Genomic DNA, 13416 nt, shown 5'->3' with positions numbered 1-13416 from the left:
CGGAAAAAGTGTGCATTTTTTGGGATTTCAAGAGATGGCAAAGAAATTTTCAAATCTTCTCCTGACTCCTGACTCCTGACTCCTGACTCCTATGCCCTCACGGAAAGACTTTCTCAGCAACCCCTAAATATTCACAGTTTACACTCTAGATTGATACGATATAAATTATGCAAGGTCAGGATTGGTTTATCTCTGGAGATGGAAAACATCAAATTTGTAAATCCGCGAGAGACTGGGATTTATTACGTGATAATTATCGCCTTTATCGCTTTCTTACGGAAGTAGAAGATGTTCTCAATCAAGTTGAGGATGAATCAACTTTTCTTCCTCAACTGAGAATGTTAGTGAGGCGATTAATTATTAATTCCTATTGGGTACAAAGTCAAGTTTTAGAACCAGATCCGAAAACCGGAACATCAGTTTTATTATTATACGATGAATTGGGTTTTCCCTTAACAGTGCAAACAGTCACATTTGCACCAGGAACAACTTCTAATATTCATAATCATGGAACTTGGGGAATAGTCGCAATATTAAAAGGTCAGGAGAAAAACACATTTTGGCGACGTAATCCCACAGATGAATTTCCTGATAAAATTGAAAAAGTGGGAGAACTAAATTTACAACCTGGTGATTTAATTAGTTTTACACCTGAGACAATACATCAAGTTCAAGCTGTGGGTAATGAACCTACGGTTACATTTAATATTTATGGTGAAACCGATCCTAAAGAAAGATTTGAATTTTATGTAACTAATCACATTGCTAAAAAATTCTAATTTTTTTAAATTGTAGTGGCAAAAAGAGAAATAACACATTATTTTGATAAATATAGAATCCTAAATGAATGATTTATTTTTTCATCTGCGTTTATCTGTGTTCATCTGCGTTTAATGATTTCCCATCCAAAAATCAAACTTGAAACCTATAGGAGAAACAACAATGGCCAGAGTAATTTTCTATGAAAAACCAGGTTGTAAAAACAACACCAGACAGAAAGTATTACTCACAGCAGCAGGTCATCAAGTGATAGCATATAGCTTATTAACAGAACCTTGGACAAAAGAAAGATTAAAATCATTTTTTGGCGATCGCCCCGTAATTGAATGGTTCAACAAAGCTGCACCTAGCATCAAATCAGGAGAGGTAAACCCGGAAAAAATTGACGCAGAAACCGCTTTAATGATGATGTTGAGAGATCCCCTATTGATCCGTCGTCCTTTATTAGAGGTAGGAGAGCAAAGAGAAGTAGGTTTTGATGTCGAAAAAATTGACGCATGGATAGGTTTAAAACCCGTGGATGAGTCTTTTAAAGCAATGAGTGAAAATTTAATGCAGCAAGACTTACAAGGTTGCGCTCATGGAAATAATCACGAACACCAACATCATGGGGAAGGTAGTTGTAAAAATCACGGTTAGAGGTTGTTTGAAAACTTTTTCGTGTGGGATTTGACACCCGCAGATCCCCCTAAATCCCCCTTAAAAAGGGGGACTTTGAGGAATTGAGTTGTTTGGTTTCGCTTTCAATAAGTCATCCGTGATAGCATAGATGGCAATTATTTCATTTAACATACACCCCTCCTTTTTTTCTGACTGGAGGGGATTTTATTACTTTATTCACCCACTGCCTTCACAAAGTACAGCTTTAGCGATCGCTCTTCCCCGTAACTAGCAACTTGGGTTATTACCCTGTTTATCAGCATCTACCTACCATCAGGGTAACATCTATAAAATCAGTGATGAGTTTGATATTTTCTACTTTAAGCTGTTTGTCTTGCATCATATTCAACATTTCCCCAACTTTCAGGAAGAATTGTAACCCAGGAAATAGGAACAGAAACTACATCCAGAGTTTCACCACTTTCAAATACTTCTAAAATATATCCTGGTTCTGGTTGAGTTTTCGTAGGATTGAGATGATCCAAAACAACCCCCCTATTACCAGCTTTGACTAGGCTGTTAGGAACATCTTGTTTTAGTTCTACCCACTGAAATAGGGTGGCTGTTTTCATGGTTTAATTCTCCCGTGATCTATCAGGTTTTAAAGTTATAAATCTTAAAAATTCTGTTCCTTCATCTTGTTGCCAGATAGTGATCACCCTAAGCAAGTGGCCATTTGGACCTAGCCATTGACTTTTTATAGCAAACTGAGTTCCATAATCAGTGGGAGTCACTTCTGCGATTTCAGAACCTATTACAGCTTTTATTATATCGTTCTTTAGCAGTTCCCAGTTCTCCAGGTTATATCCAGCCAAAGCTAGATATCCTGACTTGTCACTTTTCGGTTGATACACAAGTAGGTATTTGGTAATTTTAGCATCTTGAATTACCAATCTGTCTTGTGGTGTATTAAATTGTTGGTTCATTATAGTTAGTTAAGATAGTTTTTTATAATAACCTTATTATACTTTTAAACATCAGTATTTGTCAATCCTTTTGACTGACAAAATTAAGAGGTAAAGATTATCAGTTAATCCTTACCCCTTAATATTATTAATTCCCCCCCAAAACCTAAGCCCCTACAGCCTCCTTAGCTGCATATAAAACTTCAGCAGAAATATCCTTAACTCCCCGTTCACGGGCAAACTTTTCCGTATTTCGCTTTACTTTCCCCCGCACAAAACCAGGAATTTTATTCAATTCTGCTAACCCATCTTTTGTCCAATGCAAATCAGATTCCGCAGAAATTCCTTTAGTAATTACCTCTTTTGTATCGTGTCCACCAAAGATTTCTAACAGATGATCTTCCATTCCCAAAGTGAAGGAATTGTAGATTAAATCGGTGATTTGATTTGTACCTTCATAACCCATAAATGGTTTGTAACCTATGGGGAAATTTTGCACATGAATAGGTGCTGCAATGACTCCGCAGGGAATATCTAAACGTTTACCTACATGGCGTTCCATTTGTGTTCCGAAAATGGCAGATGGTTCAACACGAGCGATCGCATCACCAATTTCTCCATGATCTTCGGTAATTAAAACCTCATCGCAATATTCGCTTACCTGTTCTCTAAACCAGTCAGCATCATATTTACAATAAGTACCCGCCCAAACTACATGAATTCCCATTTCTCTGGATAAGATTTTAGTAATAGCCGCAGCATGGGTACTATCACCAAAAACCACCGCTTTTTTACCTGTTAAATTCTGACAGTCAATAGAACGGGAAAACCAAGCAGCTTGGGAAACATATAAAGTTTGTTCGTTGATAAATTCCTCATAGTCAACATTTGCACCTTTTGTATTGAGCGAAGTCGAAATATGTTGATTAATTACTTGTTGAATTTTGCGGATACATCTAGCAGTTTCCACCACTCCCATCGGGGTAATATCTACAAAAGGTGTACCAAATTCTGCTTGTAAATAATTAGCAGTTAATAACCCCAATTCCCGATAAGGAACTAAATTAAACCATGCTTTTGGTAAATTCTTTAACTCATGAACAGAAGCACCTTCAGGAATCACAGCATTAACTTCAATTCCTAAGTCAGCCATTAATTTTTTCAGTTCTGTGCAATCATGATTATTATGAAAACCCAAGGTGGAAATACCAATAATATTTACTGAAGGATTTTCAGTTTTTGAAGTTGGTAATTCGTCTTTTTTCCGCGCTTTTTCAATGTAATATTTGACAATTTGATGTAAAGTTCTATCTGCTGCTTGCAGTTCATTCACACGATAATGATTGACATCTGCTAACAACACATCACCTTTTGCATCCATTTGCGCCCGATCTACAAAGTTTTGTAAATCTTCTTGTAAAATACTCGATGTGCAAGTAGGAGTTAAAACAATTAAATCTGGGTGTTCTTCTGCATCCTTGCGGGTGATATTTTCTACTACTTTTTCTTGAGAACCACGCGCTAAAACATGACGATCTACAATACTAGCTGTAACTGGTGTAAAATCACGTTCTCTGGATAACATCGAACGCATGACGTTAAAATAGTCATCTCCTAAAGGAGCGTGCATAATAGCGTGAACATTTTTAAAGGAACTAGCAACCCGTAAAGTACCAATGTGAGCAGGTCCAGCATACATCCAGTAAGCTAATTTCATTCAGTCTTCTCCCTTTATCACTCAAGTAACTATGAGTTTTTGATTATTATTTTGATGATTAACTTGGATTGTCGCAAAACTTTTGGCTATCAACAAATAAGCTTTTTTAAGTAAGTGAAGTTAACTTCTCGGTGTTAGCAAATCTTAGCATTGCTCAAAGGTAGTCATAGATAGGATTTCGGGGATTAAGTGCTAAAATTTTTCCATAGTTTAAGTAAAGAAGTCTTAATATTTTGATAAATATTTTGATAAATATTTTTATCAGTTTTTAGAGATATGTAAAGTGTTTTTTTTGTTATCATGTATTTATGGTGTAATTATCCAGTAAAAAAATAATGGTTAAACTACCCTTTCCTTCTACTTTTATTCTTCCTTTAACTAACGGTGATAAACTTAATCGTTATGAATTTGAGCGCCGTTATGATAGTACAAGTGATATAAAAAAAGCTGAACTAATCGAAGGAATTGTTTATATTATGCCTGCTGCTTTACGTTTACAAAGTCATGGAGAACCTCATGCTCACATATTGATATGGATGGGGAATTATAAGGTTTTTACTCCTAGTCTAAAATTAGCAGTTGAACCTACAGTGCGTTTAGACTTCGATAACGAACCTCAACCGGATGCAGTTTTGATTATTACACCAGAAGCAGGTGGACAAACTAGAATTAGTGAAGATGATTATATTGAAGGTGCGCCGGAATTAGTAGTAGAAATTGCTGCTAGTAGTGCAGCTATTGATTTACATGGTAAAAAACAAGCTTATCGTCGTAATGGTGTGAAAGAGTATATTGTTTGGCAAGTTTTAGAGCAAAAATTAACTTGGTTTTGTTTAGAACAAGGTGAATATTTAGAATTAGTTGCTGATGAAAATGGTATTTTAAAAAGTCGTGTGTTTCCAGGTTTATGGTTAGCAGTAAATGAGTTGTTAACAGGTAATATGTCTGAGGTTTTGCAGGTTTTACAAGCAGGTTTACAGTCTTTTGAACACGCGGATTTTGTTAGTAAGTTAGGTAATGGTTAGAGTTTTTAAAAACTTTTGTTTTGATATTTTTGCCTTTATGTAAAACTTTAATATGGTTAAAATTGCAGATTTATGAATATGGTCCAAGAAATCTTTCCCCATTAAAATGAATTAAATGATCTGGTTGATCTGCTACCCACACTTCTGTTTCCCAAGCAATTTCTCCTAAATATTTACTCATTGTCTTACGACTAGGAAAAGCAGTTATAAAAACTAACCCTTTATTACTATACTGGAAAAGTTGTTTTAACTCATTGTGTCTTTTGAGGTTAACAGGTCCATGACTGGTTACAGCTTCTATTAATATTAGCCAGTCTTGTTGTTGATAATAAACTACAATATCAGGCATTTTACCATGAGGATCTAAATCAAGTCCCATTTCTCTAAACTTTGCAGTTTCATTAATGATAAACTTATCCCCAGCATCACCTACATAAAGAACCAAACCTCCTGGTGTAAATCTAGGACAAAACTTTTCTAAAATGTCTTTGATTAAATTATTTTGTCCCCCTGATGATAGATAAATTGCTTGTCCATCTGGTAGAGTAACGGGAATTTGTGGTATATTTCTATTTATATTCTGCAATAAGTTTTTAACAGCAATAGCATAATTACGACGGGATTCCTCCCACAGTTCAGAATTATAGGATTTGATTAATGATAGTGCTGTTGGTTGTAATTGATAACACCATTTAGGACTATTAATTGGTCGGTTTGGTTGATCTGGATTTTCCACCACCAAACCCATTTGTACAAACTGGTGCATTGTTTGTCGTCTTACTGTTTCTCGTGTATTTGGTGCGTATTGTTTCCCATAAAAATCACGAAACCAATCCATCATTTCTGTAATTCTGCGTTTAGGTGCTGTTGCTTGATTCCAAGAAGTTTCTGGTCGAATATCTGCTAATGCGAGTAAACATAATGCGGATCTTTCGTTTTGTTGTTCTTTGGGTGCAGCAATTTCTTTCAGAATATTCATTGCTTCTTGAATACGTTTACTAGCTGCAATTGCGTTGATTGTTTCACTCATAATTGATAGATTTTTATTGACAATATCATCTAATTTATCTTGATCAAATCCAGATTCATTAATTTGTTTTCCCAGTTGAATTAAATCATCTTTACATGGATATTTAACTTTGCGTAAGTCTGTAGCATTAACTTGTGTGTTACCGCTAAAAAGTCGAAAGTATTGATCAAATAAAGTTGAATTGAGAAATGCTGTTAAACCCTTTGCTAAGTTGATATTTATTCCCTTTCCTTGTGCATGATAGTAGTTAATATGATTCTCTATACCCAATACTGGGTAATCTATAGGGTAGGATACAGCAGCAACAACACGACGTTTTTCTTCTTTAGCAGAAAACCTTTTAGTTAAAACATAACAACCTTGGGGAATCAACCATTTTTGTGTTTCTTGAGTGTGAACAATAGCAATTGATTTTTTTGGATTTTGGGGAGGAAATAGAACTTTTCCTGGTTTAATAGATTCTGGATAAATTAGGGGAACTGTTTGATCATTTAAAAAATTTCTCAAAGCTGATTTGAGACGAAAATCTACAACTGGACCCGTGGATATTTCTAGACCTAATTCTTCTAAGGTAGATGGAAATTTATCCATTTGCACTTTTAAAGTATCTTCTAAATAGTTAGTAATAATATGGATAAAATTCTCAGGATTATCTTTTTCTATAATTTGATGATATGGAACAAGTCTAATTTCGGAAACTTGATCTAGTTCTATTTCTGAATTAATACTGATTTGAATATAATTATCTTGATATTCTGTTTTGATAGCATGAAAAATAATATTTTCTTGAATAATATTATCTTCTGCAAAGACTAAATCACGACTATCAAAAACATGAATTTTTTGCAGTGACATTTTCTGTAAAAACGCTTGACGAAATGGGCGGAAATAAGCACCATTACAAAAACTTCTGGGAGTAATTGCCACTATTTCACCATGTTCTGCAAGCTGTAACATTGTCAGCCAAACAAATGCACTATATAAATTTACTGTTTCAATTCCTAGTTTTGATAATTGTTTTCTTTCAATCGATTGACTGTTGATTTTTTTGTATGGTGGATTGATAATTGCATGGGTAAAATTTTGAGAAGCATTATTAAAAAGCGGTAAATTATTTGCTGTTAGACTATTAATAAAGCTTTCCTGTTTTACACTATAATCGGCTTTAATTCCTTTGTTTTCTAAAGCTCGACAACATTCTATCAGACATTTTTCTAAGGATGATATAAATGTTGATTCTATTTCATAAGCTGTGAGAAAACAACTTTCAACCTGATGGGAATTTAGCAACAGTTGTTCTACAAACGCAGCAGTTAAAGTCCCCACACCAGCACCAGGATCAAGTAAACTAATATGACCCGATAAATTATTAAATTGTCCTGCCATAAATTTCGCAACTGTAGCAGGAGTGAGAAATTGACCTAATTCACTTCTTTGAATTAAGTTCAATTTTGCAGATAAATTTACCCCGGTTATATCTGTTAAATCTGTGATATGACTGATCATTCCTCATACATAGATAAATGATTAGATAAATAATTAGATAAATAATTTAAGTTATCAGACCCCAACTTGATTAAACAAGTCAAGGGTCTGAAAAAATTACTTAATTACTTGCGGAAAATTTCCACTTTTTCTAACACGACATCTTGATTAGGGCGATCGCGTTTTGTAGGTACATTAGCGATTCTATTGACGATATCCATACCTTCAACTACTTGACCAAAAACACTGTGTCTTTTGTCAAGATGAGGTGTTGGTCCTTCTGTAATAAACCATTGAGAACCATTAGTTCCAGGTCCTGCATTAGCCATTGACAAAATACCTGGTTCATCATGCTTCAATTCAGGATGAAACTCATCCTCAAATCTATATCCTGGTCCACCAGTACCCCAACGATGAGACATATCAGGATAACGACTTAAAGGATCACCGCATTGAATCATAAAATCGGGAATGACACGGTGAAAGCGAACGCCATCATAAGCGGGAGTACCAAGCATAGATGCACCGGTTTTAGGATCTTTCCAGTCAATGTTTCCGGTAGCTAAACCGACAAAATTTTTAACAGTATTGGGGGTTCTATCTTCCTCCAATTTAACCACAATTTCACCCAAGGAAGTCGTTAAGCGGGCGTGAAGTTGTCCATCACCGGGAATATTAATATCTGGAAAGTTCATTAGTTTTTAGCTATCCTGTTTTCAAAACTGCGCGTGTTTGATATATCGTAGGCTAATTAACACTCACATTGCAAGTTTACATATCAAAAAATTTCTCTAGGGATTTGTCTATTAGACATCGACCGAATTTAAATATGTGTAGCCTGAAACCCTTGTAGGGACAATTCATGAATTGTCCTTACATTCATTTTCATCAAATGTCTATTGAGGCAGAACCTCATATATTTCATTACTTGTCAGAGACAGGTAACGAGAAATAAGGAATTTATTCACCTAAATTAATCGCTGGATTTCTCTTAAAAAATCCCCTTGGCATCAGTTTAAAACTTACTTGATGTCGTGGCATTACAGGCCAATCTTCTGGACGAGGAACATGAGTCATACCCATTGTGTACCACACAACAATATCTTCATTTTCCAAAGATTCATTATCAGCAATATATTTCGCTAAACCTTCTCCGAGTGATGTTTGATTTGGATAATCACCACCTGCATACATTTCATCGGTTTTATATTTTGTTACCCAAAAATGATGAGTTGCAAAACTAGCTTTTTTTCGTATTTTTGCACCTTCTACTGCATACAAAATTGTATTTGCTCCTGGCATTAATATATATGCAGGTGCAACCCCTAAATGATTCTTTTTATCTGCACTGGTAATCATCCATTCTCGACTATGTTTAATATCTGCATCACGCACTGCTTCTGTTTCGGTTTTTAATAATGTATCTTCAACTGTAATGGCATTTCCTAAAGGATTTTGTTCACTGATAGGTAAATTATTAACGTTCATTTCCATCACATTATTATTTTGTCCATCAACATCTAAATCTAAGCGATAATTGAAAAAGTGCTGATGATTGACACCAAAGATATTTTTAGCTAATAATCTTCCCAAAGAATTGCTAGATTGTTTTTCGTCAGATGTGCCTTGAGATAACACAATTCCCGATAATTCATTTTTTATTTCTAAACTTCCATCTTGGTGAAATATCCAATTCAAAGTATAATCATAATTATCAACTGTTGTAATCATTTTCATGACTAATTCACGATTACGACGGACATAATTTTTTTGACTGTTAAAATCAAAATGTTTCCAAAGTACGCCGTTATCTCTTTCATAAATACCTATGACTCCCGGCATAGTATAAGGTTCACCTTCACCATTAGCAAAAGTGGCATTTAATAAAACTCCATTTTCAGGAATTTCTTGACCTAATTTTAGTTGATTTGCTAATAAACCAATATTGTATTCTCCCACATCAAAGGCGTTACGAAATGACCAGTTAGGATTTGGATCACCGTAAGGAACTACCATTTCTGAAAGACTTCCACGATATAAAACAGGTCTGATTTTTTCGCCATCGTTATATTTAACAAGATACAAAACCAAGCCTTCACGGGGGTGCATTAAATAACGAAATTGCCAACCTTGCCAAGTAATTTCATTACCTTGAATTTTGAATGTTGTACCTTCTGGTTGAATGATTTTTAAAGGTTTAGGTGGTGGTGTTAATTTATTGAAAGCTTTAATATCATAGTCCCAGTTTTCTTGGGAAATAGGAACTACACCATGATCTACAAAACTAGAAACTTCTTCTTTATTTAAATCAACAGTGACTAAAACACCTTCGATGGGGCGTGAGAAATAATTCCAATGTTTACCTTGATAATAGGATAATGCACGGCAAATTCTATGACCATTTTTTGCTTCTGCTGAAGTTAATATTCCTGCTCCCCAACAACTTATTTGTATTTGGTTAAAATCTTTAATTCCTCGTTTTTTCATTGCTTGTTGCCAGCGCGGATCAGATTTCACAACTTCTCTGGCTATTTCATAATCTGCGGGTAAAATAGCAGGTTGAACATGAGGTATTTCTTGCCAGTTAGTTAGGGTTTTGGTTATTAAATCAACTGTCGCTGTAAAAGTTTTATTGTGTTCCCGTTCATAAACTTGCAAAAAAACACGGCGGGTAAATTTTTGCCCAGGTTGAAAATTCAAGACTTGGCTTTTATCTGGTTCTTGTAATGTAATCATGGGAAAAAATGTTGTGTTGCTTAATGGTTTTTCCCGTTTTAATACTTCTACTGCGGTGGTAATTTCTGTCTCTGTTAAGGGGTTGAGGGGATGGGTAATAAATGATTTTTGATTTAATTCTTGAGCAAATGTAATATGAGGAAATATCAGGGTTAGAGAAATGATCATCAATAAGTTAATAGCCAGTTTTAACAGGTTTTTTGGGCGGGCAGGATGCCCACCCCACAAATATGTATTTTTTGTTGCTGGAATGTGGAAAAAATAATTGAGTTTTTGCATCATACTGTTTGAGAAGTCAGTAGAGTTAATGAATATCTATTGATTTCAAAACTATTACTCATAAACAGTATAATTAGCAGAAAATGAATATAAAGAATAAAAATATCCCCAACTTCTTTAAGAAGTCAGGGGTATGGATTATACAATATCTTGTTGGTAATTTAAAAGCCTTGTAGCACAAGAATTTTATTGCTGATAGCTGATAGCTGATAGCTTTTTACTATGCAGAAACTAATCTCCGCAAAGATTCGGCACGACGTTTAGCTGTGGCGTTATTAGGTGCAATTTTGAGTGCGGTTTCATACATTTCCAACGCCTGAGCAGTTAATTTTTTCTTTTCGTAAGCATGGCCAAGATTATTCAACGCTACTACATAATCTGGTTGCAATTTTAATGCTTCTTTGTACTGCCGAATCGCTAAATCATATTGTTCTTGGGCAAAGTAAACATATCCCAAACCATTGTAAACTGGGGCAATGTTTTCTTCTCCCTCTTCTTCGGCGGCTTTGATAGCTTTTTGAAATAGGGGTATTGCCTGGGTAAAAACTTTTTTTTCAGAATAAATACTAGCTAATTCGTAATATTCTTGTGCAGTACCTTTTTCTTTTGTCAATTTGGTTTTCAACTGGGAAAGAGAATTTTCAAGTTTACGAGTTTTGAAAATCTGACGAAAAACACTCACTCCCGCAAATAGGAGCAAACCGACGAAAACTGAAAGATAAATGATTACTAGATTGTTATCCATTGGTTGCAAATACAAATATTAAACTTGCTTTCTCTATCTATTATCAACTTTCTGGGAAAATGAGAAAATAAATAAATTAAGAATTAACAATAAAAATTTCTCCCTTATCAATTATCAATTATCAATTATTCTAGTCCCCAATAGTTTGTTCGTTCTTTGAGCCAACCTGTGGTTGTGTAACGAGCGATCGCTTCATTTATTCCTCGCCTTAATTCATCGTACTGCAATCCTTTGGGCATGACTACAGATAATGGTTCTGTTGATAATTTGGTTGGCAATATTTGATATTGGGGATATTCTTGTACCCAACCACTTAAAACGCTGACATCAGCCGCAAAAGCATCCACTTTACCGCTTTCTATTTGCTCTCTTCCCTGGGCGTAGGAATTAACACCGACTAATTCAGCATTAGGTATAAAGTATTTTATGTATGAGATAGTGCTGGAGTGATTGAGTACAGCAATTTTACGTTTTGCTAAATCCTGAAGTTTTTTGATAGCGGTATTTTTTGTAACTATTGCTGTACCATCGTAATAGTAAGGAACACTGAAGCTAACTATGCGGGAGCGTGATTCAGTGGCGGTAACTCTGGCGATCGCCATATCAACTTGATGATCAAAAACAGCAGGTAAGCGATCGCTATTAACTACAGATTGCAATTTCACCGCATCCGGTTTACCTAACAAATCACTAGCCAAACGCTTGGCTAAATCAATCTCTAACCCTTGTAAATTGCCGTTTTCATCCCTAAATCCCAAAGGACGGATGTTATCCTTAACCGCCACAGTTAAATAGCCTCGTTGCTGAATTTCTGCCATAGTCGCCGCAGAAGCAACCAAATCTATCTCCCCATAGAACAGGCAACAAATGATCATAAAGGTAGCGGATAATACCAGATGTAACTGATTCATAATTGACCTTCGCTTCTTTACGAGACGCTGCTATTAACTTTTCAAAACGTTTAACAACTTTTCACAAAACGTTTAATTTTGTTTAATTCTGTTTAATTTTGAATTTTCAGCAGAATTTATCTGTTACATCCGTTATTCATCCGTTGCCACCTTTATCCTTTGGCAGAGTTTGCCAGTTCAGCCACTTTAGCGAAGCTTGCAGGATCAAGAACTGCCAACTGTGCCAACATTTTACGGTTTAGGTCAACATTAGCTTTTTTCAGATTACCAATTAACTGGCTATAGCTCAAACCATGTTGTCTAGAAGCCGCATTAATACGGGTGATCCACAGACGACGAAAATCGCGCTTTTTCTTTTTGCGATCGCGGTACGCACTGCGAAGCGCCTTCATCACCTGTTGGTTAGCGGTTCTAAACAGAGTAGAGTGAGAACCACGAAAACCCTTAGCTAATTTGAGAATTTTATTGCGGCGTTTACGAGCTACATTACCGCGTTTTACACGAGTCATTTTTTACAGTACCTGAAGGATTTACAAATAAGGAAGCATTAAACGCACGTTTTCTTCGTCGCGTTCATGAACAACTGCCATTTTAGACAAATTGTTCTTTTTGCTAGAGGACTTATGCTCTAACAAGTGATTTTTGAAAGGTTTACGACGCACGATTTTACCGCTACCAGTGGCGCGGAATCTTTTCGCTGCTGCCTTGCGAGTCTTGAGTTTAGGCATGGGATGGCTTTGAATCAACACAATCTACAATTATATACCAATAAAACTCAAATTAACCAACATTTGTCAATAATTACAGCAGTTATCAGAGGGAACAGGGAATTGGGAATTGGGAAAACTCCTACCCAGTCACCAGTCACCAGTCACCAGTCACCAGTCACCAGTCACCAGTCCCCAGTCACCAGTCACCAGTCCCCAATCCCCAGTCCCCAATCACCAGTCCCCAGTCTCCTTTTCCCAGTCCCCATTCTCCAGTCACCAGTCTACAGCCCACAGATCCCAGTCCACAGTCATCAGTTACCAGATCACAGTACCCAGTCACCAATACCCATTATCATGTAACCAGAATACTGTAACTAGTCACTTGTATCCTCTATCCACAAATCTTTTACCTATTATCTTAATGTTATCATTT

At 35.7% G+C, this 13416-nt stretch carries 14 protein-coding genes; 4 read left to right on the top strand and 10 right to left on the bottom strand.

The window, feature by feature from the left end:
• The first annotated feature begins 167 nt into the window (after positions 1 to 167).
• Together FFR48_RS18730 and FFR48_RS18725 are read left to right on the top strand one after the other, a co-directional pair.
• Positions 168 to 779, top strand: coding sequence for a cysteine dioxygenase family protein (locus FFR48_RS18730; protein ID WP_096568003.1), 612 nt, complete (start codon positions 168 to 170; stop codon positions 777 to 779).
• Positions 780 to 942: 163 nt separating this feature from the next.
• Positions 943 to 1419, top strand: coding sequence for an ArsC/Spx/MgsR family protein (locus FFR48_RS18725; protein ID WP_137668413.1), 477 nt, complete (start codon positions 943 to 945; stop codon positions 1417 to 1419).
• Between the two features lie 341 nt (positions 1420 to 1760).
• On the opposite strand, the gene FFR48_RS18720 is transcribed toward FFR48_RS18725, so the two are convergent.
• The 3 genes from FFR48_RS18720 to bchB all read right to left on the bottom strand — a co-directional run bounded on the left by FFR48_RS18720 (position 1761) and on the right by bchB (position 4062).
• Complete coding sequence (locus FFR48_RS18720) at positions 1761 to 2012, bottom strand: DUF4926 domain-containing protein (protein ID WP_137668412.1); 252 nt, start codon at positions 2010 to 2012, stop codon at positions 1761 to 1763.
• Positions 2013 to 2015: 3 nt separating this feature from the next.
• Positions 2016 to 2366: a DUF6883 domain-containing protein gene (locus FFR48_RS18715; protein ID WP_096567998.1), complete on the bottom strand. Its 351-nt coding sequence runs from the start codon at positions 2364 to 2366 to the stop codon at positions 2016 to 2018.
• A gap of 145 nt (positions 2367 to 2511) precedes the next feature.
• A complete protein-coding gene (bchB, locus tag FFR48_RS18710) occupies positions 2512 to 4062 on the bottom strand; it encodes a ferredoxin:protochlorophyllide reductase (ATP-dependent) subunit B (RefSeq protein WP_096567996.1) in 1551 nt (516 codons plus the stop codon).
• 335 nt (positions 4063 to 4397) lie between these two features.
• Here bchB and FFR48_RS18705 point away from each other — a divergent pair, with 335 nt between their 5' ends.
• Complete coding sequence (locus FFR48_RS18705) at positions 4398 to 5087, top strand: Uma2 family endonuclease (protein ID WP_137668411.1); 690 nt, start codon at positions 4398 to 4400, stop codon at positions 5085 to 5087.
• Positions 5088 to 5157: 70 nt separating this feature from the next.
• On the opposite strand, the gene FFR48_RS18700 is transcribed toward FFR48_RS18705, so the two are convergent.
• The 7 genes from FFR48_RS18700 to rpmI form a co-directional block, all read right to left on the bottom strand.
• Positions 5158 to 7623 (bottom strand): BsuBI/PstI family type II restriction endonuclease, encoded by a 2466-nt coding sequence (locus FFR48_RS18700; RefSeq protein WP_137668410.1) that lies wholly within the window; start codon positions 7621 to 7623, stop codon positions 5158 to 5160.
• A gap of 104 nt (positions 7624 to 7727) precedes the next feature.
• The gene (locus FFR48_RS18695; protein WP_096567990.1) at positions 7728 to 8297 is read right to left on the bottom strand and encodes a peptidylprolyl isomerase; all 570 of its coding nucleotides are present in this window, start codon (positions 8295 to 8297) and stop codon (positions 7728 to 7730) included.
• 265 nt (positions 8298 to 8562) lie between these two features.
• A complete protein-coding gene (locus tag FFR48_RS18690; RefSeq protein WP_137668414.1) occupies positions 8563 to 10506 on the bottom strand; it encodes a primary-amine oxidase in 1944 nt (647 codons plus the stop codon).
• A gap of 331 nt (positions 10507 to 10837) precedes the next feature.
• A complete protein-coding gene (locus FFR48_RS18685; RefSeq protein WP_096567988.1) occupies positions 10838 to 11362 on the bottom strand; it encodes a tetratricopeptide repeat protein in 525 nt (174 codons plus the stop codon).
• A gap of 125 nt (positions 11363 to 11487) precedes the next feature.
• Complete coding sequence (locus FFR48_RS18680) at positions 11488 to 12273, bottom strand: transporter substrate-binding domain-containing protein (protein WP_137668409.1); 786 nt, start codon at positions 12271 to 12273, stop codon at positions 11488 to 11490.
• A 152-nt stretch (positions 12274 to 12425) separates the two neighbouring features.
• Positions 12426 to 12782, bottom strand: a complete 357-nt coding sequence (gene rplT / locus FFR48_RS18675) for a 50S ribosomal protein L20 (RefSeq protein ID WP_096567984.1) — start codon at positions 12780 to 12782, stop codon at positions 12426 to 12428.
• A 21-nt stretch (positions 12783 to 12803) separates the two neighbouring features.
• Positions 12804 to 13001, bottom strand: coding sequence for a 50S ribosomal protein L35 (rpmI, locus tag FFR48_RS18670; RefSeq protein WP_096567982.1), 198 nt, complete (start codon positions 12999 to 13001; stop codon positions 12804 to 12806).
• A gap of 109 nt (positions 13002 to 13110) precedes the next feature.
• Between rpmI and FFR48_RS18665 the strand changes: the two genes are divergently transcribed.
• Positions 13111 to 13416 (top strand): hypothetical protein (locus tag FFR48_RS18665; protein WP_236104112.1); only part of this gene is annotated, 306 nt, incomplete at its 3' end.

The organism is Sphaerospermopsis reniformis, assembly GCF_005402885.1.
Lineage (GTDB): Bacteria > Cyanobacteriota > Cyanobacteriia > Cyanobacteriales > Nostocaceae > Sphaerospermopsis > Sphaerospermopsis kisseleviana.
The sequence above is the reverse complement of the archived record's forward strand: the minus strand, read 5'-3'. Positions and strand labels throughout refer to the sequence as shown.